Origin of the sequence: Thermodesulfobacterium hveragerdense DSM 12571, assembly GCF_000423845.1 — a bacterium.
Taxonomy (GTDB): Bacteria; Desulfobacterota; Thermodesulfobacteria; order Thermodesulfobacteriales; family Thermodesulfobacteriaceae; genus Thermodesulfobacterium; species Thermodesulfobacterium hveragerdense.
The window spans coordinates 54,478-79,267 of the sequence record NZ_AUIT01000002.1 but is presented as its reverse complement, the minus strand read 5'-3'; the positions used below and the strand labels follow the sequence as shown (position 1 = coordinate 79,267).

Below are 24,790 nucleotides of genomic sequence, written 5' to 3'. Positions count from 1 at the left end.
TTTGGAAGAAGAACTAAAAAAGGACTTAGAAGAGATCAAAAAAGATGTAGAACAAACTTCTTCAGAAGAAATAAAAGAATCATCTCAATATGAAAAACAAGAGGGGGTAAAAGTCGAACAGGAAACCAAGGAAGAAGTTCTTCCTCCTGAAAAAGCCTCTACGTTAGTAGAAGATTTGATAGAAAAACCTGAAGAATCTGTTTCTCAGGAAATACCTTCAGAAGAGACACCTAAAGCCTCTAAAATAAGTTATTTGGAAAAATTAAAAAATCCATGGATATGGGGTATATTAGGTTCTACTGTATTGCTTTTGACAGGTATTTTTTTAGTATTTAAAATCTTTTTTTTTAAAGAACCTCAGCAAACTTATAAGGTTGAGCCTCCCTCTGAAATAACCGAATTTTCGGTTGAGAAAAAAACACCTGTAAACGCCACTAAAACTTCCAAGGTCTCCAAAATCATCATCTCTCAAATAGAACAAAAAGACACATACTATCCCTATAAGCTTGAAATGAAAGAACTTTTAATCCCTGTAGAAAACAAGGATTATTTAAACGTAGATATGATATTTTATTTTGATAACAGTACGACTATGAAAGAAATCGTGAATTCAGAAATAGCTTACAGAGAATTCATCTATGAAAAATTACAAAAAGTCCCTTTATCTGTTTGGTTTGATGTAAACAAGAAAAAGGAATTAGAAGAAAAATTAAAAGAGGAAATCAAGAAAAAGGGAATAACTCCTGTTCCACAGAAAATAGAAATAGAGGGAGTGGTATTTAGGGGTTAAAGATGGGGGTTTTGACTGTTACTTTTTTAGTTATTCTTGTGGTGGTAGATCTTCTGATGATAGCAGGTTTTGTGTTTTTTTATCTAAAATTTAAAAAGGTGTTTGACCTTCCATGGGAAGAAGTCAAAGAAAGTATAGAAAGGGCTCAAGAGTTGGTAAAAAAATTAGAAGAACTTCAAAAGACCTCTAAACCTTTAACAGAGGGAAAATTTAAGGATAGGTCGGTTAAAGAACAGGTTTTTTATCTTTCAGATAGAGGGTTAAGTCCTAAAGAGATAGCTAAGCAGCTTAAAATAAGTGAGGCAGAAGTAGAGGTTATCTTATCCTCTAAAAAACTAAGGTAAAAATAAGATAAAACCATGCAAATAACAGCCCCTGCACCTATACTTTATCTTCCAGAAAACCTTTGGTTTCTCTTTAGTCGTCCAGGTAGAGAGTTAGTTATCAGGGTTGTAGGGATTGAGGGTAAAACCTTAAATCTTGAGTTAGGAGGAGAAAAATTTCAAGCAAGGATAGCTGGGACAGTAAATCCAGAGGATTTTAAGGTTGGAGAAAATATCAGGGTAAAAGTTTTGCAAACAGGAAACCCGGTGGTACTTCAGGTTGTTTCTGGAGAAAAAACCAGTAATGATTTAAAGATTTTATATCTTCTTTCTCAAGCGGGTAAAAAAGAAGAAGTTAACATTCCTTACGTAAAAGAAGAGTTAAAACTCCTTTCTAATTTATTGACAGATCTTTTTATCAAAAAAGACAAAAAAAGTAAATCCTTAGAAGAAGGTATTAAAGAACTTTTAGGGGACAAAGTTAAAGCTTCAACTCTTTTATATCAGGAAGATAGTTTGTTTATCCCCTTTCTGTTTAACGATGAACGTTCTTGGGGATACATAGAATTAGGACCTCCTCAAGAAAGAAAGGGAAAAATAAAGCTTTTTTACCTTAAGTTTTATGGAGAATACTTAGGACTGGTTGAATGTTTTATCAGTTATGACGAAAGAGAAATTCTGTTAGAGCTCTATTTTTATACCAAAGAGGCCTATGAACTTGCTAAGATAGAACATAAAAATCTAAAAAACCTCTTTATTTTCAGTCAAAATCAGGTTATAATTAAAATATCTTATGAAGAAAGTTTACCAGGGTCTATATTAGAAAAACGTGTTTAAAAGTTTAAAAGAGGTATGATAAGGATGAAAAAAGCGATGGTAGTAGATGATTCTAATGCTATAAGGCAAATAGAGAGGAAATATTTAGAAGAGATGGGGTTTGAAGTAGTTGAGGCAGAAAATGGAGAGGAAGCCTTAAAGGTTCTCAACGAGCATCCAGACATTCAAATTATTTTACTTGACTGGCATATGCCAGTGATGAATGGTTATGAATTTTTAGTAAAACTTCGTGCCAACCCTAAATGGTCTGATATCAAGGTTATGATGGTTACCACAGAGAATCAGCAAAAAAGCGTAATAGATGCTATCTTAGCAGGGGCTAATGAATACTTGATGAAACCCTTTGATAAAGAGATGCTTGAAACGAAGATTAAATTTCTTTTAGAGGGGTTCTAAACTTATGATCCGTGTCCTTGTGGTTGATGATTCTGCTATCATGAGAAAATTGATAGTAGATATTTTAAAAGAAGAAAAGGATATAGAGGTAGTTGATACCGCCAAAACCGGTCGTGAAGCGATAGAAAAGGCTAAAGCTTTAAAACCTGATGTTATCACGTTAGACATCGAAATGCCTGAGATGGATGGACTTGAGGCATTAAAGGTCCTCAAAAAGGAAGTTCCCTCTTCTAAGGTTATTATGTTCTCTTCTTTAACCCAAGAAGGAGCTAAAGCAACTATTGAAGCACTCGCTTTAGGGGCATACGACTTTGTCCCTAAACCTTCTACCAAATCTTTTTTAGAAAGTGTAAAACAGATCAAGGATCAGCTCATACCTAAAATAAAAAGCGTTGTTCCTTTAAAAAGAATACAACCTATCTATCGTCCTTCTACGGTAAAAAAGGCGTTCAAGAGAGAAGATTTTAAAGTTTTAGGTATAGGTGTTTCTACAGGTGGTCCACAAACTTTGATGCAGATTATTCCCAAAATTCCTAAAAATTTCCCTGTTCCTATCCTTATTGTTCAACACATGCCCCCTCTTTTTACTAAGCAACTTGCAGAGCGTCTTGATAGTCTTTCGCAACTTAAAGTAAAAGAAGGAGAACAAGGAGAGCCTGTTAAGTCGGGGCTGGTTTACATAGCTCCTGGAGATTTTCATATGGTAGTTAAAAGAGAAAACGGAGAACTTAGAATTCGTCTTCATCAAGGACCACCCAGAAATTTTTGCCGTCCTGCGGTAGATGAACTGTTTGAATCTATAGCTGATTATTACAACGGTGGTTCTGTAGGGCTTATTTTGACAGGTATGGGTAGTGATGGTAAGGAAGGTTCTAAAAAGATAAAAGAACAGGGTGGGGTAATTTTAGCACAAGATGCTGAAACATCAGTTGTCTTTGGAATGCCTAAGGCTGTAATAGAAGCTGGATTAGCAGATGAAGTTTTAAGCTTAGAGCAGATACCTCAAAGGTTAAAAGAAATTTTTAAGGTGTAAGAAAATGCAAAGAGAGATATTTGAGTTTTTTACAACTCTGGTTGAAAAAATAAGTGGTATTTCCTATAAAGAAGGTAAAGAATACTTGATAGAGAGCAGGTTAAACGAGCTTGCTTTAACCTTGGGATATAACAATGCAGAAGAACTTTATAAAATAGTAAAATCAAGACCTGACTATAAATTAATAAACGAAATTGTAGATTCTCTGACTACCAATGAGACTTATTTTTTTAGAGACCAACATCCCTTTGATACTTTAAAAAACCAGATTTTTCCTGAGTTGTTTAAAAAAAGAGAGAAAGAAAAGAAAATATCTATCTGGTCTGCCGCTTGTTCAACTGGGCAAGAGCCTTATAGCATTGCTTTACTTCTTCACGAATACTTCCAATCTTATTTAAAGACTTATCAAATAGATATCTATGCTACGGATATCTCCAAAAAAAGTATAGAAAAGGCTAAAACTGGAGTTTACAACCAAATAGAGGTCAACAGAGGATTACCTGTGGTATTTTTGGTCAAGCATTTTAAACAAGAAGGAGCTCACTGGAAAATAAACGATAACCTAAAAAATATGGTCCGTTTTGAGATTTTAAACCTTCTTGAAGTCTCGCAAAAAGTAAAGACAAAATTTGATATAATCTTTTGTCGTTATGTTCTGATATACTTTGCTCAAGAAACAAAACAAAAAGTTTTCAGAGATTTGTGGAATGCTTTAAAACCTGGTGGTTATTTAATTTTAGGGGCTACAGAGATAGCTCCGGTTTCTTTTCCAGACATGGAAAAGAAAATCTTAGGAAAGACCGTCTGTTATTATAAAAAAGATTAGATTTTAACCCTTTAGCCTATGAATTTTAGACAATTCAATTCTTTTGAAGAAGCTAAAAGATTTTTTAGAGAAACGGTTAAAAAACTTCATCCTGATAGAGGAGGAGATAGAGAAGAATTTTTAGAGTTTATAAAAAGTTATGAAGAATTCTTTCAATCTTACAGGGAAACCTCTAAAGTTAAAGTTCTAAAAAATCCTGTTTTAAAGGGAAATTATTTTTTTTCTGTTTTAGAGTTAACGGTAGAAGAGGTAGCCCTTGGAGGAAAAAAGAAAATTACCATTCCTGGAGAAGAGAAGGTCTGCCCAAAATGTGAAGGATTAGGTAAGAAAAAAGACGGTCCACTTTCTCAATGCGGTTTCTGTAAAGGAATTGGTTTTGTAGAAACTTATGACCAAAGGAAAGAGGCGATCTCTTATCTTACCTGTCCTTATTGTAGAGGTCAAGGTGTTATACTAACTGAAAAGTGTGAAGAATGCAAAGGTAAAGGATATGTTAAAATACTTAATGAGTTTTGGTTAGAAATACCCTTAGGATTAAAAGAAGGGGATTATCTTTATGTAGAAAAAGAAATCCTTGGAGTTGATTACGATCTTTACTTAGAAGTAATCATTAAACCCCATCCTTATTTTTCTTTGGTAGATGGAAACCTAAAATACCGCTGTCAAATTCCCTTTTGGGAGATTTTGTTAAACGATTTTATCACCATCAAAACCTTGGAAGGCGAAGAGGTGGTTTCTTCTTCCCTTTTTACAGAAGGCCACCCTGTCATCCTTAAAGGTAGAGGTCCTTTTCTTCCCAACGGAAAAAGAGGAAATTTAATCGTTGATTACCATATTTATCTACCTAAAAAACTTCCTACAAAAGCAAAAGACTTACTCAAAAAAGTAGTAGAGTTTATAGAAAAATAGCAGCGAATTTAATCCTCTATTATTCCAGCAAAGTCTAAAAACACCTTCCATACTTCCTTTTTATGTTTTGGGAACTCTTCCAGAATAAGAGATTGCCATTTAGGTGGTTTTGGGATTTTCAAAAGTTTTAGTCCTGCCTCTTCAGGGGTTTTGTTACCTTTTTTTAGGTTACATTTTTTACAACAAAGGACTACGTTAGTCCAAACAGTCTTTCCTCCCTGACTTTTAGGGATTATATGATCTATAGTTCTATCCTTAGGATTTTTTAAAAATTTTCCACAATACTGACAGGTAAAACGATCGCGTAAAAACAAATTCTGTCTGGAAAAAATAACTTCGGTTTTAGGAAGTCTTTCATAAAAAGGTAAATAGATAGCCTCAGGTATAACGATAGAGATAGAAGGACTCTTAATCAGTTGAGCTCCATTTTCATAAAACTTGCTTACCTTTATCCATTCCTCAAACGTGTGGGTAGTCCAATCTGGGGTTATTACCTTTGCGGTACCTTTAACCAAATGGCATATAGCCTTCTGTGCCGTAGTTATCTGTATTGCCTGGTAATACTTGTTTAAAACTAAAATCTTTTCGTTTAAAAGCGAATTTTTCATTTATTTTATAAGTTATTATAAGTTAAGAGTTTGTTTAAATCGTTTAAGCCATTCCAAGGCTTTTAAAGCTAAGTCTTCAGAAAGACTTCCTAAACCACAGGCAGGAGTAAACAAACTCTTTTTCAACAGTTCTTCTTCAGAAAATCCGAGCTTTACAGCAAGATCCTTCAACTGAGTCTCAAACTTTTTCAAAACCTCTTCAAAACTTGTCTCTTTTAACTGAGTGCTATCTGTTGGCACAACTCCCCAGGCTAAATACTTATTCTCTTTTTCAAGAAATTTTCTAAGTTCTTCAGCATAAATACTTAATTTTTCGTAAAAATTAAAACTGTCAAAACTTAAGATATCTATTTCAGAGCTTAAGGGAAGATCCCAAGAAGTATTAGCACAGATATGAATGCCTGTCATAAGTTTAAAATTTTTTAAACCTGAAATCACCTCATTTAACATGTTTAGAACGTCTTCTTTAGTAACGGTAATAAAAGATGATGAGCCAAAACCTGCAAGACCTGGTTCATCAAGAAACAAAATTACGTTAGGGGAGATCTTTTTAAGTTTTAATCCTTGAGCCAAGGCTTTAATCAGTACAAACTTGACGATAAGGTCTTTAAGGTCTTCCCTAAAAAGGGGACTTTCTCCATTAGGTAGTTTCAAACTTGAGGCCAAGGTAAAGGGGCCTGTGATTTGGCCTTTTACAACCTCAGGTTTAACTTGAGAGGCTATTTCTAAAAAAAACTTAAAACCAAGGGCGGTAGATTCTGTGAGTTCAAAGTTAGCCAACTCAGACAACTGATTTTCTTCCATGATTTTCAGATAGTTTTCATAAAAGATCATCATCTGTTCTTCAAAATCAGTGGAAGATATATCTAAGACTTCTTTTTCCCAGTTAAACCCTGGAAGACCTTCGTTAAACTGAACGAGCATACCTTCTTTTTTACGTTTAGATAGTTGAGGCCAAGCAGGGATGTCTAAGTATTCAAAAACCATTTTTACAGCTTTTTCAGGGTCAGAAAAAGGAAGACTTCCTATATGAGTGGTTTTTAAGTTTTGAACGATAGCCTCCATAAGATAAAACCCCCCTTAATCTTGAATAAATTACCAAAAACTTAAAAAAGTTTTTATAACTTTAACTAAAAATTTAGATAAAGGCAAGACAGAACAAAGAGTTTTTTCCAAGATTTTTATACAAGGTTCCTATAGGGTTCTTAAGATCAGAAACTTTATTTTACATAATATACATTATCGGAAATTTATAACTATGAAAAAAATTCTATTTATAAAGTAAGGCTTAAAAGCTAATCTGTCTTAAATATTTTATACACTGCAGAAAAATCCAAATGACCTAAATCTTTACTTCTGGCAAGCCCATAAGCCTCTTTTACATTCTGCAAAGACATACTAAAAGCTTTTAAATCTTTAAGTAAGTCCTGAGCATAGTCAAGGTCTTTATAGATTAAATCAACAGAAAAATGCGGTTCAAAATTTTCTTCAAGAAGTTTTTGTTTTTTTACTTCAAGAACATAAGACCGTCCAGCTCCGTTAGAAAGCACTTCTAAAAGCAAGTCTTTTTCTAAACCAGCCTTTTCTCCTATGGCTATAGCTTCAGCAAGGACTGCCATGTAACCACCTAATACCATGTTATTTATAAGTTTCAGTTTAGTAGCTTTTCCTATTTCACCTAAGTAAATGATATTACGACAAAATTTTTCAAAAATACCCTTTATTTCCTCAAATTTATTTTTATCACCACCAACCAAAACGGTTAACTCACCCCTTTGTGCCGGGACAACAGAACCAAGCAAAGGAGCTTCTAAATAATAAGCTCCTTTTTGTTTTAACTCTTTTTCAGCTTCAACCACGTATCGATAATGGTTGGTAGTTAAATCTATGATGGTTTTTCCCTGAATATCACCTTTAACAAGACCGTCTTTTCCAAAAACAACCTTTTTGGAAGCCTCACTGTCAGAAACGATGACAAAAACTTTATCTACCATAGACATCAAGTCTTTAGGGGTTTCTACCAACTCAAGTCCCAACTGTTTAGCTCTCTCTTTAGACCTATTCCAAACGATTAACTCAACACCTTGAGAAACTAATCTTTTAACTATTTCTCTACCTAAGGTCCCAAGGCCTATAAACCCTATTTTCATAAAACTCACCTCATGTTTTTCTCAACTTTTTGCTTTTCGTTTAATTAAATAAAAAATATACAACAATTTCACCTTTATAAAATAGGGATAAAATGTTATAATTAACGTCATAAACAATTGAAAAAGGAGGTTTAGCTTGAAGTCCTGGGTTATTTATGTATTTGGGAGATGGATATTACTTTCTGGAATAGCCGGGGCCTTGATGCAATATTTATTGAGTGATATGTTAAAAATCCATACCATACCTGCTTTTTTACTCAACCAATTTATTTTAGCTAACGTGTTTTGGTTTATAGATAAAGCCATCTTTAAAGGTTATTTTAGTATTCCACATGTTACCCTCTGGCAGATAGAAAAAAACGTAAAGTGTGCTGATTGCGGGGTTGTTGGTGAAGGTTATAGAGTAGTAAAAGCCAAAAACTATGATCGTCTCAACGACCCTGAACCTGAATTCAGATGTCCAAACTGTAGAGAACGTAAACTTGAGGAATTGAGAAAAAGGGGGATAGAGGTTTAAACATGAAAATATTAGTCTTTGGTTTAGGGGCTTTAGGAACGGTTTTTGCTGTTTCTCTAAAGAATGCTGGGCACACTGTCTATGCCTTTGTCAAAGAAAAGTATCTTGACCAACTAAAAAATAACCCCCTTCAAATAACCGGACTTTTTGGTGATAAACAAGCTTATATAGATCAATATTTTACCAACCCAGAAGATTTAAACTTGTTAGACCTTGATTTGATAATCCTTACTGTAAAAGCCTTTGACACCGAAAATGCTCTTTTTCAGATAAAAAAATTTATTAAACCTAATACGCTGCTTCTGATCGCTCAAAATGGCTATGGAAACTACGAAAAAGCTATAAAACTTATTCCTAAAAATCAGGTAATCCTTTCAAGGATTATCTTTGGAGCTAAAGTAATCTCACCAGGAATAGCAGAAGTAACCGTTTTTGGAGATGACGTAGTCATAGGCCAACCAGAAAAAGCCATCCCTACCGAAACTTTAGAAAAATTAGCCCAAATCTTTACCCAAGCAGGTATCCCTACCAGGATCTCCGAGGATGTATATGCCATACTCTGGGGGAAAATCATCTACAACTCAGCCTTAAATCCTTTAGGTGCCCTTTTAGAAAGAACCTACGGAGAGCTTGCAAAAAGCTACGAAACAAAATTTCTCATGGATAAGGTTATAGAGGAAATATTTGAAGTTTTAAAGGCATATAACATCGAGATAAGATGGAAATCCTCTGAGGAATATAAGAAGCACTTTTATCAAAGACTTATTCCTCCTACAGCCGGCCATTATCCATCTATGTATTATGACCTCAAAAACGGAAAAAAGACGGAAATAGATGCTTTAAACGGTGCCATCGTAAACCTTGCAGAGCAAAAAGGATTAAAAACTCCGGTTAACAAGTTTATTACCCTTCTGATAAAACAGAAAGAAAAAGTCACTTAATTTCTTATCCAAAACGATCACCTTTTCACTTTTTAATTTTTAAAATACATCTTGACATATTGCTATTTTGCTATATTTTTAAATATTATATCTAAAGGGATTTTATAACATGAATAAAATGTATCAGTTTTCTAAGTTGTTTAAAGCCCTTTCAGACCCAACCAGACTTGAAATCATCGTTTATTTATCGATAAGACCTCATTGTGTATGTGAGTTGGTAAACCTTATAGGTTCTTCTCAACCCACCGTTTCACGACATCTTCAAGTATTAACCGAGGCAGGAATAACATCTTATCAAAAAACTAAGGCTTTTATTGTATATAAACTTTCACCAAAAGATGAATTTATAGCCAAAGTCATAAAGGAGTTGCTTGAAGAAATGAAAAAGCAATCTTTATATACCAGTTTATCCGCTAAAACTACTCTTGAGTCTGAGTTCGTAAAACCAGACAGATAAAACTTGATAACAGGAGGTCTATTTTTAATGTTGAAAGAACTTAAGTTTTTGTTGATTGCGGCGTTTGTTTTTTTGTTTTTTTATTTTTTACCTGCTGAACAAAGGGTTATAGAAGGTTTAAAAGAAGCTGTCTATTTAACTCACGAATATGCAAGAGAACACGTAATTTTTTGTTTATTACCAGCACTTTTCATAGCAGGCGCTATCTCTACTTTTCTCTCAGAGACTTCTGTGATGAAATATTTAGGAGTACAGGCTCCAAAAGTTGTTTCGTATAGTGTAGCCAGTGTTTCAGGAACCATACTTGCTGTTTGTTCCTGTACCGTCCTTCCTCTTTTTGCAGGGATTTATTTTAGGGGTGCAGGTATTGGTCCTGCTACTACATTCCTTTATTCTGGTCCAGCTATCAATGTGTTAGCCATAGTGCTTACAGGGAAAATCTTAGGTATCCACATAGGAGTGGCAAGAGCCGTAGGGGCTATAGCAGGAAGTATCATAATAGGATTACTCATGGCCTATTTTTTTAGAAAAGAAGAAACGAAAAGGTTAGGTGAAATAGAAATTCCTAAAACCACAGAAACCATTCCTTTTTACCAAAAGGTAGTATTACTCTCTACTTTGGTGGGTATTCTTATTTTTGCTACCTGGGGTGCTAAAGAAGGTTTAGCAGGAGTCATCTTTTCTATAAAATGGTATCTTGTTTGTTTTTTAGCTATATTCCTTGGAATACAAGTGATTTTTTGGTTTAAAGTTTCAGCTAGTTATTTAATACTCTCTGGGTTTTTTGTGTTTTTAACGCAAGTGTTGCTGCATGAAAAGGAGATATCCTTTCTTGTAGGTTTGGTAGGTTTTAGCTACGCTTTTTATAAGACAAAAGGAGACATGGAAAAATGGTTTCAAAGCACCTACCTTTTAGGTAAACAAATTTTACCGTTGCTTTTGGCTGGAGTTTTTGTAGCAGGATTCTTTTTAGGAAGACCAGGACACGAAGCTTTTATACCTTCTTTTTATGTCAACTATTTAGTAGGAGGTAACTCCCTTTTAGCCAACTTTTTTGCCAGTATAGTAGGGGTTTTGATGTATTTTGCTACTTTAACCGAAGTTCCGATCATCCAGGGGCTTTTAGGGTCTGGTATGGGATATGGTCCTGGCCTTGCTCTTTTGCTTGCCGGTCCAAGTGTAAGTTTACCAAGCCTTTTAGTCTTAAAAAATATCTGGGGGGTTAAGAAAACTTTAGTTTACGCAGTTATAATAATCTTTTTAGGTACCATTTCTGGATATATTTTTGGAATGATATACTCTTAAGAACACTTTAGAAATAATGAGGGGGTCGGTTATGCAGAGGTTTGTAAAAGTTTTTGGAACAGGTTGTTTAAAATGTGAAACCCTTTATGAAAACGTTAAGAAAGCTGCTCAAGAATTAGGAATAGAGGTTTTTATAGAAAAGGTTCAAGATATCAAACAAATGGCACTTTTTGGTGTGTTAAAAACACCTGGCTTGTGGATAGACGGACAGTTAGTTTCTCAGGGGGAGTTATTGTCTGTAGAAGATGTTAAAAAACTTCTCTCAAAGTAACTGAAAGAGTTTACCCTTTTCTAACTTAAAGATTTTATTGCTAACCTCTTTAAGAAAATCTTTTTCATGAGAAACGATAAGATAGGTAGATTGTGTTTTTAAAAATTCTATGAGTTTGGTTTTGCTTTGTTCATCAAGCCCTGCAGAAGGTTCGTCCAGAAGGTAACATATTGGGTTCATCGCAAAAATCCCTGCTAAAGCCACCAACCTCTTTTCTCCACCTGAAAGTTTATAAACAGGACGGTCTAAGAGATGGACTATTCCAAGAAAATGGGCTACCTTATCTATTATCTCCCTAACTTCTTCATGTCTTTTTCCCAAGTTAAGAGGACCAAAGGCTATGTCTTCTTTAACCGTAGGACAAAAAAGTTGAGAGTCTGAATCTTGGAATAAAAGCCCTATTTTTTGTCTAACCTCTATAAAATCTTTCTCTTCTTTTCTTTCTTTTTCTAAAATAAATATCTTTCCTTTTAAGGGTTTAAGAAATCCCATGATAAGGTAAAGAAGAGTAGTTTTACCTGCTCCATTGGGACCTATAAGTCCTATTCTATCCCCTACCCTAACCTCTAAGTCTAAGGCATCAAGAACCACCCGGTCGTTATACTTAAAAACCAGACCTTTTATGTCTATAACTTTTTCCATAGAGAAGGTATTATAACTAAAAAAAGAAAATTAAAAAGATAGCCATTAAAAAAAAGAACCCAAAAAACAGGTCTAAAGGTTTTATATAAAAATGATTTAAAACAGGGAAAAACCCTTTAAATCCGCGAGCCAGCATCGCTCGGTAAACCTCTTCGGACCTCTCAAAACTTTTGATCAAAAGAAAAGCTACCAGATAACCATAGGTTTTGTAAGTTTGAAGACGGTTTTTAGGTACAAAACCTCTGGCTAATGCTGCCCTCTTGATTTTAAGATACTCTTCGTGAAGCACGGTGATATATCGGTAAAAAACAAAAAATACAGTCACAAGTTTTGCAGGAACCTTGAAATGAAGCATGGCGTGAGCCAACATAAAAACATTTGAAGTGCCAAGTAATGCAATCGTAGCCATCAAGATAGCGTTACACTTTAAAGTAATAAGTAAAGCCTGATATACCCCTTCAGCACTAATCTTCAGATAAGGAGTCTCTATAAGGTAAGGGTTTGACTTATACATAAAAGGAATTAAAACCCAAAAGAACACCAAAAAAACATTGGCCGGAAGTAAACGGGCTAATACCTTTTTAATTTCAAGCTTTGCCAAAAACACAAGCCCTAAACTAATAAGAAAATAAACGAAGGGGTGTAGAAAGCCCTTAGCACCTACACAAAAGATTACAAAAACTATGAAACTTACGATTTTAACCCTTGGGTCAAGGATATGTAAAAGAGACCTTCCTTCTGCAAAAACCTCTAAATGCATTTTTTACCTAACCTTTCTCTTTTCTAGCTTTTAACATAGCTAACAAACCTAAAATCCCTATTATATAACCTATACCTCCAATAATGTCCTGGAACCTAACTCTGTTTAAGTCCTTTTTCAACTCCAGAAAATTTCCTTTAAAAGAAACTAACTCCTCAGATATAACCTCTTTAACCACAACTTTTAACATTTCTCTATCGATTTCTACATTTTTTGAATTAGTTATTTTCATGCTCTCGACATCTTTTTTGTTTTGTAGATCAACTCTTTCTTTTTTTGTTATATTTTCTTTTGTTTTATCATTTGAAGCTACCTCTATAGAACCTTCTAATTTTTCCTCTGCTAAATGTCCTTCTCCTGCTATCAACCTTACCAACAAAGGTTCTCTTTCTTTTATCCTAACTTCAAACCGACCCTTTTCATCGGTTGTGGTCTGAGTTAATTTTTTACCTTTAAGGGTATAAACTTCTATGGCACATTTCATACATGGAGCACCGTTTGCAAAATATCCTTCTCCAGAAACCTTTTCCCCTTCTCTAAAGACAAATAGGTTCACCTTGTGGGCAAAACCATAGCTATACAAAAATAACACCCAAAAGGAAAGTAATCCCAAGATAAGTCTAAACCTCATCTTTAAACACCTCTGGTTTTATTTTTAACAGATAGACCACGATAAAACCTGTTACCAAACCTTCTACCACAGCAATAGGTATATGGGCTATGATAAGGGTTTCACAGAGTATCAAAAAATTTCTTTCTGTTAAATAAAGAGAAAGAGCGGTAAAAAAGCCTGCTCCTAACATGCTTAGAAATCCAGCTAAAAATCCAGAAATAAAAGATAGTTTGTGATTTTTTCTTCCGATAAACCTTTTAAAAAGATAGTAAGAAACTACCCCTGGAAAGGCCATATTAAAGGTGTTTATACCTAAGGTGGTGAAACCTCCGAATTGAAAAAAAAGGGCTTGAAGCAGTAAACCTAAAAAAATGGCCACAAAAGAATTCCAGCCAAGGAGTATCCCTACCATCCCATTTAGTACTAAATGTGCCGCTGAAGGCCCTATCGGGACATGAATAAGAGAAGCAATAAAAAAGGCACTCGAAAGCACAGCTACTTCTGGGATTTTTCTGGTAGAAAGCTTTTTTAGGGATATGGTTAAACCTATTAATGTTAAGCCCCACCCTGTTATCAAAACAGGAGGGGAAAGAACCCCCTCTGAAATATGCATTTATTTACCACCTTTCTTAGGCTTAGGATAGGCCTTTACCCAAATAACCGCATCTAATTCTAAAGGATATTCCTTTCCGTCATCTCCTTTTATCGTACCTCCATCAGTAATCGCGGAAAACCCCCACCATCCTTCCCAAGGCAGTGTATATTCAAAATAACCGTTTTCGTCGGTTTTTACTACCTGGGTAATCAAACTGTCATAAGGAGCTTTAAATCCTTGAGTATTTAAATACTCTACCTCAACCTCTACATTAGCTGCAGGTTTCCCGTCAACCAACACCCTTCCTTTAAACAAGTTACCCTCCCATAAGGCAAAAGGTTTAACCAGAGGGATGATCTCAGTTTTTAGTCCAATAGGTTCATCCCATCCTTCCTCTTTTCCAAAAGCGGAAAAAACTACTTTGGTGATTTGTTGAATATATTTACCTTCTGCTGGCTCAAAATAAGGCTCTGGATCTACGTATAACTGATATAGACCTGGTTTGTTAAGGCCTAAGTTGGTTACATATTTAGGTACTTTTTTGTTACTTCCCTTAGAAGAAGGAATATACTCTACCTTCCAATCCACAGGATATCTTTTGCCTTCTTCAAAAAGTTCACTTTTTTTAATCTTAAAATCCATATGAGGTCCACCTTCCATAGGATGGGTAAACAAGGCTTCAACTCTAACTGACTTCTTCTTATCAACCACGTTGTCTGTATCGGGCTTTAACACCACAAAATGAGCAGATGAAAAAGTAGCACTTAGCATTACAATAGATGTGCTTAAAATTACATTTTTTAATAATTTTATCATTTTAAACCTCCTTTTTTAAAATTAGTAACTACAAGGAATAGATATAATCCTAATTTTACTTTTGTCAACATTATCGTAAGAACTAAGCCCCAAATTTTTTCAAACGTCCTGCGTGAGCCAAAAGTATAGGCATCAGTTTATAAGCATAAAATATACCTAATTCTCCCTTCAAACATTCTCTTTCTGTAAACCTTTCAGAGGTATTTCCTAATACATAGGGAGACCAAACAAGGGTAGGTACAGGATGCCAGGAATGGGCTTTCATAATACATGGGGTAGAGTGGTCTCCGGTGATACAAAGTACTTGTGGTTTTAAATTTAAAATTTCTGGAAGGTATTGATCAAAAACCTCTATCGTTTTAATTTTTGCCTCAGCGTTTCCATCTTCTCCGTAAGAATCAGTCTTTTTTATATGGACAAAAAAGTAATCGTAAGCTTCCCAAACTTCTTTCAAAGTTTGAATTTCATCTTTTAGGTCTGTCCCTTTGACAGAAATTATTTTCATCCCTACAAGGCTTGCAAGTCCTTTATACATAGGATAGGTCGCTATACAACATGGGTTTAACCCAAACCTTTGTTGTATAGTTGGAAGGTCAGGCTTTACAGAAAAACCCCTTAGTAAGACGTAATTAGCCTTAGGTTCATCCTTTAAGATTTCAGAGGCTTGATCGATAAACTTAGAGATCACTTCTACTACTTTTTTAACCTCTGGATAAGGAGAAGAAACCGGGATAGGAGGTTTTCCTAAAACTTGAGGGTCTGTATCGTTTAGTTTATTTACCAAATCTGAAAGCTTTTCTTGAAACCTAAAAACCACCACAAATCGGTGTTCCATTCCTGATTTTAAAATCACCTCGACACCATCTATGTTTTTTATTTTTTCGGAAAGTTTGGCGATTAGCCTTTGGTTCTCTTCGGTAGGAATTCTACCTGCCCTTCTATCTATCACGATAGGAATTTGGTTTTGGTATTCAACCGTAGCAAAATTACCTCTAACAGCCACGTCTGTATCTTTTAGTTCTATACCTACCCCTAAGGCTTCTAAAACTCCCCTTCCTATGACAATTTGAGAAGGGTCATAACCAAAAATCCCAAGATGTCCTGGCCCACTACCTGGAGTAACACCATAGTCTACAGGAATATGCAGACCTGTAGCTGATTTTTTAGCCAACTGGTCAAGATTAGGGGTATAAGCTAACTCTAAAGGGGTTTTTCCGTCTTTCACAGGCAAATCTCCTATTCCGTCAAGTACCACTTTTACAATCTTTCCTTCTGCCTTTTTGATTAGTTTTTCAACCAACCCCATCTTGCCCTCCATTTTGTTTTTTTACCATTTTATCATATAATTATAAAACCATGAAAACTTTAAAAATTATCTTTTTTGTATTTGTTGCAGCCTTTTTATTTTATCTTATAGGATATCCCCTTTTAATTGATGTCTCTTCTCTAAAAACCCAAAACCCTAAACTTACCGCTATGATGAAATACCGTATAAAACAATGGGAAAAAGAAGGAAAAAAGGTTCAAATAAAACAGATTTGGGTTCCTTTAACCAACATCTCTCCTTACTTAGTCAAAGCTGTGTTAATCGGAGAAGATGACAAATTTTATAAACATGAAGGTTTTGATTTTGATGGTATAAAAAAGGCCTTGGAGAAAAACCTAAAAGAGGGAAAGCTTAAATATGGAGGAAGTACCATCTCTCAGCAGCTTGCCAAAAATCTTTACCTAAGTCCTTCTAAAAATCCTATAAGAAAAATTCGAGAAGCCATCCTTACCATAAGGCTTGAAAACACCTTATCTAAAAAACGCATTTTAGAACTTTATCTAAATGTGGCTGAATGGGGAGAGGGTATCTTTGGAGCCGAAGCAGCAGCCAGACATTACTACGGAAAAAGTGCAAAACATCTTTCTCCCTGGGAAGCAGCAAGGTTGGTAGCTGTGCTTCCTAATCCTTTAAAATATAACCCTTTAGGGCATCAACCATATGTCGAAAAAAGAAGTAGATTGATCTACTTTATCATGAAAAAAAGAGGTATCATCAAAGAGGAATATCAAGACGTAGAAAAAGACACAGAAGACATTACCGAACCTGAGCCTACACCCAATCAACCTGAAAAACCTGAGGACACTCCTAATAAACTTCCATTAACCCCCGAGCCTGAACAATCTCCTTTAAAAGAAACCCCTCAGCCAGATTCTAATCCAGAAGAAAAAAAGACAGAAAATCCTTAATATATGTCTTTTTCTTTCCAGATCTCTTCTAAACGCTCTGTTTCTGCGTCTTTTTCCTGTATTGACCTTTCCCAATCCATCTTTTTCTGAAAAAGGTCTACCTCATGTTTGATCAACCTTTCTTTGAATTCTGGATGAGAAAGGTAAGGAAGGGCTACGTTTAAAAATCCTTCTTTCATCGTTGAAAAAAGTTGATTAATTTGGTCCTCAGGTACGAAATGTCTTTCTTTTCTGTAGCGGTAGTATACCTTTCCGTCGGTTTTTTCCATAAAAAGGTTATAATAAGTTTCGTTGGCAAAGTCTTCTTTTTCTGGAGAAACTCCTACCTGAATTAAAAGACCTACCAACCATCTATCCCCAGCCAGTCTTCTTGAATAATCCCATATTTCTAAAGTTAACCCATTTTCAAGCTCTATCCTATCAACCATTTTTCCCTCCCATAACGGCTTATGATTTTTTGATGGTGGAAGCCATCGATAAGCCATAACGGTAAATTTAATGGATAAAGTTTAAAAGTCAATCATGATTTCTTTATATTTTATTTTATTAAAATTACTTTCAATTAGTATACATCCAATCGAATTGTTTGCTGAAAAAATCTTTTGTTGACAAAGGCTTTATGAGAACTTATAATTTTAAAAGGAAAACATTTTGAAAAAAAGGGAGGGTATATGAGTAAAAAAGGGGATAGATGGATAAAACATACGCATGTTTTTGAGACCACTGAAGACCCTTACGCAATTAAAGAGGCTCCTGCAGGAGAGGCCATCTGTCCCAGATGTAAAGCAGTGTTTAAAGATAAACGTTGGGTTATAGACGAGGATTTATATGAGGAACTAAAAGAAGTTGATACAGTTCCTCAACTGATATGCCCAGGTTGTAAAAAGGCTATAGAACAGTATGCTATGGGATACCTTTATATTTCAGGTGGTTTTTGGGAATCTCACAGGGGTGATATCATGAAACTTTTAAACAATGAGTATGAAAGGGCTCGCAACATTAATCCTCTGCATCAAATTATCAATATAAACGAAGAAGATGGGACAACTATTATCGAGACCACTACCGACCATTTAGCTCAAAGACTTGGAAGGGCTCTTTACAGGGCGTATAAAGGGGATTTAGAATTTAGATGGTCCAAAGGAGACAAATTAGTAAGAGTTTACTGGCACAGAGACAAATAAAGATTGAGGTAAAAAGTTATGAGTTTAACGATAGCTTTAGCTATAGATTTTAAAAAATTAACCCCAACGGTAATAAATTCTGGAATTTTTTTGGCTGAACATTTGCCTGAGGTTTCTAACATCATACTTTTTCATGCCATCGAATATTTTTTAACCCCTCCTGCCTACCTTCAACCTTATTTAGAGGAGGAAAAACAAAGGTTAAAACAGGATTTAAAGGAATTTGTTAGCTCCCATATAGACGAAAAGACTAAAAAACGATTTAATTTTCAGACTAAAGTCATTTTAGGTAACTTTTGGTATTCCCTTACCAAGTTTATCGAGCAGGTCAAACCCTTTGTCTTAGTTTTAGGGTATGTACCCCATTTTCTAAAAGTTCCTACCGCAGAGAAAATGATTGAAAGGCTTAACTGTAATTTCTTAGTGGTTAAAGAAACCTCTCTTACCAAGATCCAAAGATTAGGTTGTCTTATAGATTTTTCTGAAACAAGCAAATCCTGTTTAAAAATGGCTTCTCTTTTAAGCAAAAAAAACGTCTTAGAAATATCGTGCCTAAACGTAATACAACCGCCTGATTTTCTTAAAAAAACTGTATTAACTTCAGATATTATCGAAGAAGAAAAAGAACAAAGATATGCTTTATGGAAAAAACTCATAGCAAACTTTAGTGATGAACAAGATTTTGTCCAAAAAATAAAGTTTGAAGTAACAGTAGGGAAAAGGCTTGAAAAAATAGAAGAATTTGTTAAAAATCAGGCAATCGACCTGTTAATCATGGGAAAAAAAGGTAAAATGGTTCAAAAAGGGTTAGGTTCTATTGCCAGAGAAGTCGTTAGAAGGATTGAAATACCTATGTTGATAGTAGATCAAGTTTTTTTATAGAGAGGGGCTTACGATATGGACATAATTTTGTTAGTATTAGCACTTTTAATCATATTGTTTTGTGCAGAAATATTTACCAACGGAGTTGAAAATTTAGGTAAAGCCCTTTCTTTATCCCAAGCAGTGGTAGGCAGTGTACTTGCAGCCGTAGGGACAGCTCTTCCAGAAACCATTATTCCCTTAGTAGCCATTCTGATGTACAAAGGAGAAGGAGGCTCTTCTATAGGCATAGGAGCGATTTTAGGAGCTCCTTTTATGTTAGTTACTGCTGGATTGTTTCTCGTAGGTATAGGGGTTTTTTTGAGCTATCTTTTAAAAAGAAGAAAGGTTTTACAGGTGTATCTTGAACCTAAAACTTTTAAAAGAGATTTTACTTTCTTTCTAATTAGTTATTCCTTGGCTATCTTTTTTCCCTTTTTCTTTGAAAATACCCGTTTTGTGCATTACATTATCGGCTTATTACTATTGATTAACTATTTTATCTATCTTTTCTTTACCTTTCGGGCAGAAAGTTTGGAAGTTGAGTCAGAAGAAAACCTATATTTAGAAAAAATACTAAAGATTAAGAACCCTACCAAGAATACCGTGGTGTTTCTTTCGTCAGTTCAGGTAGTTTTAGCCCTTATCTTGATGGTGAAAGGTGCTCATCTTTTTGTAGAAAAATTAGAGGTTTTGTCTCATTCTTGGGGGTTAGACCCTCTTCTTTTTGCCCTTTTAATAGCTCCCTTAGCTACTGAACTTCCTGAAAAGTTTAACAGCCTGATTTGGACTTTAAGAGAGCGAGACGTTTTAGCTCTGGGAAACATGACCGGAGCTATGGTTTTTCAGTCAACCTTTCCTGTAAGTGTAGGTCTTCTTTTCACCGATTGGATAGTAGAAGGATTAGCTTTGACTTCAGCGATAATTGCCATATCCTTAGGGCTTATCTATGTCCTCTTCTTAAACCTTTTTAAAAAAATTCCTGTTTATCTTTTTATAATTTCAGGGATTTGTTATTTAGTGTATGGTTATTTAGTAATCCAGAGTTTCAATAATTAAAGTTTATGTCTTCTTCTTTAGAGTGGTTATATCAATTAGGATTTCACCGGATAAAACCTGGTTTAGCAAGAATTACTCAAGTCTTAACCAGGCTGGGAAATCCTCAAAGAAAACTTAAAATTATACATATTGCCGGTACCAACGGTAAGGGTTCAACTGCTGCTATCTTAACCGAACTTTTAAAACAGCATAGGTTTAAAGTAGGTCTTTACACCTCCCCTCATCTTTTTAAACTTAACGAAAGGTTTAAAATAAACGGACAAGACATACCAGATGAAACCCTTGAAGCCTTAATCTCTGAGGTAAAACCTCTGGCTCAAGCTTTCAATCTAACCTTTTTTGAGGTTACCACTGCTGTTGCTTTTCTTTATTTTAGTCAAACAGAAGTAGATTTTGCGGTGATTGAGTGTGGTATGGGAGGAAGACTTGATGCTACAAACGTAGTCTTTCCTGAAGTAAGCATCATTACTAACGTAGGTTTTGATCATACCAAATACTTAGGAACTACCTTAGAACAAATAGCCTATGAAAAAGCAGGTATCATAAAGAGAAAGGTGCCATGCGTATTTGGAAACATTAAGCCTCAGGCTTTACCAGTTTTTTATCATAAACTATCACAGCTAAAAACAAAAGGTTATTTTTTAAACAAAGATTTTTTTGTAGTCGAGGATCATGGTTTTTGGAATTATTACGGAGAAAAAACCTTTAAAAACCTTTCTCTAAGTCTGCTGTCAGGAATCTATCAAGGAGAAAACTTAGGTTGTGCACTAAAAGCTCTCGAAATACTTGAAAACCTTAATCTCTTGTCTATAGACCCTGAGACAGTAAAAAAAGCTTTAAAAGAGGTAAGATGGAAAGGGCGATACGAAAAGATAAAAATAAGAGAAAAAGAATTTTTAATCGATGTAGCCCATAACCCTGACGGGATAGAAGCCTTGGTAAAGGACCTTTTGACTAAAGGATGTGATAGATCATTTTTAGTTATTTTTGGAGTAACCAACGAAGACGGACAAAAACCTTTCTTAGATATGTTTTTTAAACTAAACCAAATTAGTTATAAAACCTTTTTATGTGAATTTTCCTCCCACAGAAAAATAGTAACCCTTTCTGAATGGAAGAAAGCTATTGCAAATTATAATCAAGAAGAAGTTGACTTTTTTCCCTCACCACAAGAAGCTCTAAGAGCAGCCTTGAACGAACCTATCTCCAAAATTCTGGTTACTGGGTCTATTTATTTTGTGGCCGAAGTTTTCAAAGTATTAGAAAATTTTGAAAAAGAATTTTAAGATAAGAGACCCTTAGGTTATTTTATTGATTTCTTTTAATTTTATGATAACTTAAAAGAGATTTTAGGGTTTAAAACTATCTCTCAAGAAGGAGGTTAAAGACTATGGATGAGGTAAAACAGGAAGAAACAAAAGAACTTCCTAAGTTGGAGAAAAAATTTGAGAAGATGACCATCAAAGAATTAAGGGAAATCGCCTTACAGATACCAGAAATTTCAGGTGTTCACGGAATGAACAAAGAAGAGCTTATTTCTGCTCTTAAAAAAGCTTATGGTATAAAAGAAGAACCTAAAAAAGTTGGTGCCTCTATGAGAGAAATCAAAGCTAAGGTTAAAAAGTTTAAAGCTTTAGCCGAAGAAGCTAAAAATAATAAAGACTGGACAAAATATGAAAGATACAGAAAATTAGCGGCTAAATTTAAGAAAAGAACAAGGAAACTTGCTAAATCCATAACTTAATCCGGGGAGGAAAAAATGATGAACCAATTTGTTTGGGAAACTAACTTGGAAAAAGTCCCCTTTCTTAAAAGAGGAAAGGTTAGAGACATCTATGACTTGGGGGATAAACTTCTTATCGTAGCTACCGACAGGATTTCAGCCTTTGATGTAGTTCTTCCTACTCCTATTCCAGATAAAGGGAAAGTTTTAACTCAGATGAGCCTTTTTTGGTTTGACTTTTTAAAAGACATCGTAGACAATCATCTGATTACCGCAAACCTTGAGGAGTATCCTGAGACACTAAAAGAATATAAAGAAATCTTGGCTCAACGCAGTATGTTAGTCAAAAAAACTAAGGTTTTACCTGTAGAATGTATCGTCCGTGGCTACATTACCGGGTCTGCCATGAAAGAATATCAGAAAACAGGACAAGTCTGTGGAATACCTTTACCACCAGGTCTAAAAGAGGCTGATAAACTCCCTGAGCCTATTTTTACTCCCTCAACCAAAGCAGAAATAGGAGAGCATGACATCAACATTACCTATCAGGAGATGGAAAAATTAGTAGGGGTTGAGATAGCTCGATTTTTAAAAGAAACCTCTTTAAAGATTTATAAAAAAGCCTCGGAGTATGCAGAAAGCAAGGGGATTATCATAGCAGATACTAAGTTTGAGTTTGGGGTTTATGAAGACAAAATCATCTTAATAGATGAGGTTTTAACCCCTGATTCTTCACGTTTTTGGCCCAAAGATGAGTATCAACCTGGAAAACCTCAGAAAAGCTTTGATAAACAGTTTATAAGAGATTGGTTAAAATCTATTTCTTGGGACCCTCAAAATCCCCCTAACATTCCTGAGGACATCATGTTAAAAACCAGAGAAAAATATTTAGAAGCCCTCTATAGGCTTACAGGAAAGACCTTGTAGTGTTAGGCCCAATAACATGTAATACCATAGACCTATCTTCTGTGTCGACAGAAGATAGGTCTTATCTTTTTTCTTTTCCTAAAAGAGACATTTTTTTGATTGAAAGTATCAAAAATTGGGGGTTATTACAACCCCCTGTCGTTTATCTTACAAAAGAAGGAAACGTTCAGATAATCTGTGGAGAAGGTAGAGTTTTAGCCTGTAAAACCCTTAGATGTAAAGAGATTAAAGCTCTGGTCTTAGAAAATCTCTCTCCTAAAGAGCTCCTTCTTATTTCTTTAGAAAGCAATCTTTTTCGTAACCTAAATTTAGTGGAAAAAGCTTGCTTTCTAAACAAAGCCATACCTCTTTTTCCCTTAAACGAAATCTTTATTCTGATGAAAAAAATCGATCTTCCTCCTAATATTATATGGCTTAAAATTTTACTTGAAATAAATAAATTAGACATTGAATTTAAAAATTTAATCATTAATGATAAACTAAACCTTCATATTTTGCAATTTTTTCAATTTTTAAATGAAACAGAAAAAAAAGAGTTTTTGTTGGTGATAACTCGGCTCAATCTGAGTTTTAGCGAACAAAGAGAGGTGTTAGAAAAACTTTTAGACCTAAAGCGTCGTTTAAGGTTATCTTGCTTATTACCTGAAGAGCTAAAAGATGCCTTAAACCATGAGGAGTTTAACCAGAGAAGAAAAACTTTTTTTGAAAGACTAAAAGGGCTTTATTACCCTACCCTATCCGCAAAAATAATGACTTTAAAACCCTATATTGAAAAATTACAAAAAAAACAGATAAACGTAAAACTATCTCCTTACTTAGAAAAAAAAGAAATAGAACTACTTTTTAAAGTTAAAGATGGTCAAGAATTGTCTCAAAAAATTGAGTCTTTAACCCAAAATAAAGAAGTTATTAAGAAAATTTTAGAAACAATCTAAAAACTTTAGGGTTGTAAGGTCTTTTGCCAGAGTTTGATAAAAAGTTCTTTAAAAACCTGATAAGGGTTTTTAAAATCTCTTTTTAAAGAAAGGTCAGCCTTGTATAGTTCCTCAAACACTTGGGTAAGATTTTTTATTTTTTCTAAATGCTTTTTAAGATTAAAAATTCGATAGGGATGCCGTTCAGTTAACACTTTAGGAATTTCTACTATAGGGTCGGTTTTGATCTCCTCCCATTTTTTGGAAAATTGACTAAACCTTTCTTCTTTTTTCAATTCAGGGTGTTTTTCCAAAAATTCTGCTAATATCTGAAAAATCTTAAAAGATTTATACAGATAACTTAAAATTCTATGAGGTTCTTCTTTATGGTCCAAAAGTTGTGCAACTATCCTGTAGGCTTTCTCTGGGCCAGACTGAAAAAGACTTTCTTCCACCATAAAAAGCACTTCCTCTTCGAGAGGGATGGTTACGCTCCATACATCTTCTTCTGTAATCACAGCTCTTTCTTCAGTATATAGCAAAAGTTTATCAAGTTCGTTTAAAAAATGTTGATAATCTTTTCCTACCAAAGACAAAAAAAGTTCTGTAGTTTTTCTGTCCATCGTTTTTCCAGCTTCTTTAAGTTTTAGAATAAGCTCTGTTTCTAAGAAATCCTCTTCTTTTTTAAAGTTAAAAAAAACTATCGCACCTTTTTGCAAAGCAAACTGATACAAAGGTCTATTTTCTTCAAACCTTTCTGCTATGATAAACCAGGTAAACACCAGGGTTTCTTTTTCTAAACTTTTTACCATCTCCTCTTCTTTAGAAATTTCTATGTTTTCTCCTCCTAAGATTAAATAGACTTTTCGTAAACCAAAAAGTCCCTCTTGATATCCTTTAATCTTTGAAAAAACCCTTTTGTCTTCTTTATCGTTTAGGTTATAAACTTCTATGGTAGAACCTTTGTCCTGTAAAATATTATAGATTTCTTTTGCTTTTTCTTTACAAAGTTGTGGCTCTCCTATAAAAATATAAACCGGAGCAATCCGTTTTTGTTTGGCAAGTTCTAAAACCTTTGAAAAGGTTAAAACTGGCATA

Annotated in this window: 31 protein-coding genes; 20 read left to right on the top strand and 11 right to left on the bottom strand. The window is 34.5% G+C overall.

Features of this window, described 5'->3' with window-relative positions; genetic code table 11:
- The first annotated feature begins 1 nt into the window (after window position 1).
- Genes G580_RS0101570 through G580_RS0101540 form a run of 7 tightly spaced genes read left to right on the top strand, consistent with a single transcriptional unit; the run spans window position 2 to window position 5,114 of the window.
- Window positions 2-790 (top strand): hypothetical protein, encoded by a 789-nt coding sequence (locus G580_RS0101570; RefSeq protein ID WP_028840747.1) that lies wholly within the window; start codon window positions 2-4, stop codon window positions 788-790.
- A gap of 2 nt (window positions 791-792) precedes the next feature.
- Entirely contained in the window at window positions 793-1,134 is a 342-nt protein-coding gene (locus G580_RS0101565; protein WP_028840746.1) for an RNA polymerase sigma factor, read from the top strand.
- 15 nt (window positions 1,135-1,149) lie between these two features.
- The gene (locus G580_RS0101560) at window positions 1,150-1,950 is read left to right on the top strand and encodes a hypothetical protein (protein ID WP_028840745.1); all 801 of its coding nucleotides are present in this window, start codon (window positions 1,150-1,152) and stop codon (window positions 1,948-1,950) included.
- Window positions 1,951-1,965: 15 nt separating this feature from the next.
- Entirely contained in the window at window positions 1,966-2,346 is a 381-nt protein-coding gene (locus tag G580_RS0101555; RefSeq protein WP_245542823.1) for a response regulator, read from the top strand.
- A 4-nt stretch (window positions 2,347-2,350) separates the two neighbouring features.
- On the top strand, window positions 2,351-3,379 hold the full coding sequence (locus G580_RS0101550; protein ID WP_028840743.1) for a protein-glutamate methylesterase/protein-glutamine glutaminase: 1,029 nt from the start codon (window positions 2,351-2,353) through the stop codon (window positions 3,377-3,379).
- A 4-nt stretch (window positions 3,380-3,383) separates the two neighbouring features.
- Window positions 3,384-4,205, top strand: coding sequence for a CheR family methyltransferase (locus G580_RS0101545; RefSeq protein ID WP_028840742.1), 822 nt, complete (start codon window positions 3,384-3,386; stop codon window positions 4,203-4,205).
- A gap of 18 nt (window positions 4,206-4,223) precedes the next feature.
- On the top strand, window positions 4,224-5,114 hold the full coding sequence (locus G580_RS0101540) for a DnaJ C-terminal domain-containing protein (RefSeq protein WP_028840741.1): 891 nt from the start codon (window positions 4,224-4,226) through the stop codon (window positions 5,112-5,114).
- 8 nt (window positions 5,115-5,122) lie between these two features.
- Here the strand turns inward: G580_RS0101540 and G580_RS0101535 are convergent, their stop codons facing one another.
- The 3 genes from G580_RS0101535 to G580_RS0101525 form a co-directional block, all read right to left on the bottom strand.
- Entirely contained in the window at window positions 5,123-5,722 is a 600-nt protein-coding gene (locus G580_RS0101535; protein ID WP_028840740.1) for an HNH endonuclease, read from the bottom strand.
- 15 nt (window positions 5,723-5,737) lie between these two features.
- A complete protein-coding gene (locus G580_RS0101530; RefSeq protein WP_051172967.1) occupies window positions 5,738-6,787 on the bottom strand; it encodes a uroporphyrinogen decarboxylase/cobalamine-independent methonine synthase family protein in 1,050 nt (349 codons plus the stop codon).
- A 230-nt stretch (window positions 6,788-7,017) separates the two neighbouring features.
- On the bottom strand, window positions 7,018-7,881 hold the full coding sequence (locus G580_RS0101525; RefSeq protein ID WP_281168566.1) for an NAD(P)-dependent oxidoreductase: 864 nt from the start codon (window positions 7,879-7,881) through the stop codon (window positions 7,018-7,020).
- Between the two features lie 127 nt (window positions 7,882-8,008).
- On the opposite strand from G580_RS0101525, the gene G580_RS0101520 reads away from it, so the two are divergent.
- The 5 genes from G580_RS0101520 to G580_RS0101500 all read left to right on the top strand — a co-directional run bounded on the left by G580_RS0101520 (window position 8,009) and on the right by G580_RS0101500 (window position 11,363).
- The gene (locus G580_RS0101520) at window positions 8,009-8,389 is read left to right on the top strand and encodes a hypothetical protein (protein WP_028840737.1); all 381 of its coding nucleotides are present in this window, start codon (window positions 8,009-8,011) and stop codon (window positions 8,387-8,389) included.
- A gap of 2 nt (window positions 8,390-8,391) precedes the next feature.
- Window positions 8,392-9,330, top strand: a complete 939-nt coding sequence (locus tag G580_RS0101515) for a ketopantoate reductase family protein (RefSeq protein ID WP_028840736.1) — start codon at window positions 8,392-8,394, stop codon at window positions 9,328-9,330.
- Between the two features lie 109 nt (window positions 9,331-9,439).
- Window positions 9,440-9,787: an ArsR/SmtB family transcription factor gene (locus G580_RS09540; RefSeq protein ID WP_051172965.1), complete on the top strand. Its 348-nt coding sequence runs from the start codon at window positions 9,440-9,442 to the stop codon at window positions 9,785-9,787.
- A 27-nt stretch (window positions 9,788-9,814) separates the two neighbouring features.
- Window positions 9,815-11,092 carry a permease gene (locus G580_RS0101505; protein WP_028840735.1) on the top strand — a complete coding sequence of 426 codons (1,278 nt, stop codon included), beginning with the start codon at window positions 9,815-9,817 and terminating at the stop codon, window positions 11,090-11,092.
- 31 nt (window positions 11,093-11,123) lie between these two features.
- Window positions 11,124-11,363 carry a thioredoxin family protein gene (locus G580_RS0101500; protein WP_038041279.1) on the top strand — a complete coding sequence of 80 codons (240 nt, stop codon included), beginning with the start codon at window positions 11,124-11,126 and terminating at the stop codon, window positions 11,361-11,363.
- Here G580_RS0101500 and G580_RS0101495 read toward each other — a convergent pair.
- The 6 genes from G580_RS0101495 to G580_RS0101470 form a co-directional block, all read right to left on the bottom strand.
- Window positions 11,355-12,005, bottom strand: coding sequence for an energy-coupling factor ABC transporter ATP-binding protein (locus G580_RS0101495; RefSeq protein ID WP_028840733.1), 651 nt, complete (start codon window positions 12,003-12,005; stop codon window positions 11,355-11,357). The genes G580_RS0101500 and G580_RS0101495 overlap by 9 nt on opposite strands.
- 16 nt (window positions 12,006-12,021) lie before the next feature.
- Window positions 12,022-12,765 carry a cobalt ECF transporter T component CbiQ gene (gene cbiQ, locus G580_RS0101490; protein WP_028840732.1) on the bottom strand — a complete coding sequence of 248 codons (744 nt, stop codon included), beginning with the start codon at window positions 12,763-12,765 and terminating at the stop codon, window positions 12,022-12,024.
- A 7-nt stretch (window positions 12,766-12,772) separates the two neighbouring features.
- Window positions 12,773-13,396, bottom strand: coding sequence for a hypothetical protein (locus tag G580_RS0101485; RefSeq protein WP_028840731.1), 624 nt, complete (start codon window positions 13,394-13,396; stop codon window positions 12,773-12,775).
- Window positions 13,386-13,991 (bottom strand): cobalt transporter CbiM, encoded by a 606-nt coding sequence (gene cbiM, locus G580_RS0101480; RefSeq protein WP_028840730.1) that lies wholly within the window; start codon window positions 13,989-13,991, stop codon window positions 13,386-13,388. Before cbiM ends, G580_RS0101485 begins: the two co-directional genes overlap by 11 nt.
- Window positions 13,992-14,789: a DUF4198 domain-containing protein gene (locus tag G580_RS0101475; protein WP_051172963.1), complete on the bottom strand. Its 798-nt coding sequence runs from the start codon at window positions 14,787-14,789 to the stop codon at window positions 13,992-13,994. It lies immediately after the preceding gene.
- A gap of 82 nt (window positions 14,790-14,871) precedes the next feature.
- Complete coding sequence (locus tag G580_RS0101470; RefSeq protein ID WP_028840728.1) at window positions 14,872-16,107, bottom strand: 2,3-bisphosphoglycerate-independent phosphoglycerate mutase; 1,236 nt, start codon at window positions 16,105-16,107, stop codon at window positions 14,872-14,874.
- A 38-nt stretch (window positions 16,108-16,145) separates the two neighbouring features.
- On the opposite strand from G580_RS0101470, the gene mtgA reads away from it, so the two are divergent.
- A complete protein-coding gene (mtgA, locus tag G580_RS09535) occupies window positions 16,146-17,024 on the top strand; it encodes a monofunctional biosynthetic peptidoglycan transglycosylase (RefSeq protein WP_083960776.1) in 879 nt (292 codons plus the stop codon).
- Here the strand turns inward: mtgA and G580_RS0101460 are convergent.
- Window positions 17,021-17,452 (bottom strand): hypothetical protein, encoded by a 432-nt coding sequence (locus G580_RS0101460; RefSeq protein WP_028840727.1) that lies wholly within the window; start codon window positions 17,450-17,452, stop codon window positions 17,021-17,023. The two genes, mtgA and G580_RS0101460, sit on opposite strands and share 4 nt — an antisense overlap.
- 243 nt (window positions 17,453-17,695) lie before the next feature.
- Here G580_RS0101460 and G580_RS0101455 point away from each other — a divergent pair, with 243 nt between their 5' ends.
- From G580_RS0101455 to G580_RS0101425, 7 genes are all read left to right on the top strand, one after another.
- Window positions 17,696-18,208, top strand: a complete 513-nt coding sequence (locus G580_RS0101455) for a BCAM0308 family protein (protein WP_028840726.1) — start codon at window positions 17,696-17,698, stop codon at window positions 18,206-18,208.
- Between the two features lie 18 nt (window positions 18,209-18,226).
- On the top strand, window positions 18,227-19,090 hold the full coding sequence (locus G580_RS0101450; RefSeq protein WP_028840725.1) for a universal stress protein: 864 nt from the start codon (window positions 18,227-18,229) through the stop codon (window positions 19,088-19,090).
- A gap of 15 nt (window positions 19,091-19,105) precedes the next feature.
- On the top strand, window positions 19,106-20,128 hold the full coding sequence (locus G580_RS0101445; RefSeq protein WP_028840724.1) for a sodium:calcium antiporter: 1,023 nt from the start codon (window positions 19,106-19,108) through the stop codon (window positions 20,126-20,128).
- A 5-nt stretch (window positions 20,129-20,133) separates the two neighbouring features.
- The gene (locus tag G580_RS09530; protein ID WP_051172961.1) at window positions 20,134-21,414 is read left to right on the top strand and encodes a bifunctional folylpolyglutamate synthase/dihydrofolate synthase; all 1,281 of its coding nucleotides are present in this window, start codon (window positions 20,134-20,136) and stop codon (window positions 21,412-21,414) included.
- Between the two features lie 104 nt (window positions 21,415-21,518).
- Window positions 21,519-21,872, top strand: a complete 354-nt coding sequence (locus G580_RS0101435; RefSeq protein ID WP_028840723.1) for a Rho termination factor N-terminal domain-containing protein — start codon at window positions 21,519-21,521, stop codon at window positions 21,870-21,872.
- Window positions 21,873-21,890: 18 nt separating this feature from the next.
- A complete protein-coding gene (locus tag G580_RS0101430) occupies window positions 21,891-22,778 on the top strand; it encodes a phosphoribosylaminoimidazolesuccinocarboxamide synthase (protein ID WP_028840722.1) in 888 nt (295 codons plus the stop codon).
- Window positions 22,778-23,713, top strand: coding sequence for a ParB/RepB/Spo0J family partition protein (locus tag G580_RS0101425; RefSeq protein WP_028840721.1), 936 nt, complete (start codon window positions 22,778-22,780; stop codon window positions 23,711-23,713). Before G580_RS0101430 ends, G580_RS0101425 begins: the two co-directional genes overlap by 1 nt.
- A gap of 5 nt (window positions 23,714-23,718) precedes the next feature.
- On the opposite strand, the gene holA is transcribed toward G580_RS0101425, so the two are convergent.
- Window positions 23,719-24,789 carry a DNA polymerase III subunit delta gene (gene holA, locus G580_RS0101420; protein ID WP_028840720.1) on the bottom strand — a complete coding sequence of 357 codons (1,071 nt, stop codon included), beginning with the start codon at window positions 24,787-24,789 and terminating at the stop codon, window positions 23,719-23,721.
- Window position 24,790: the final 1 nt, after the last annotated feature.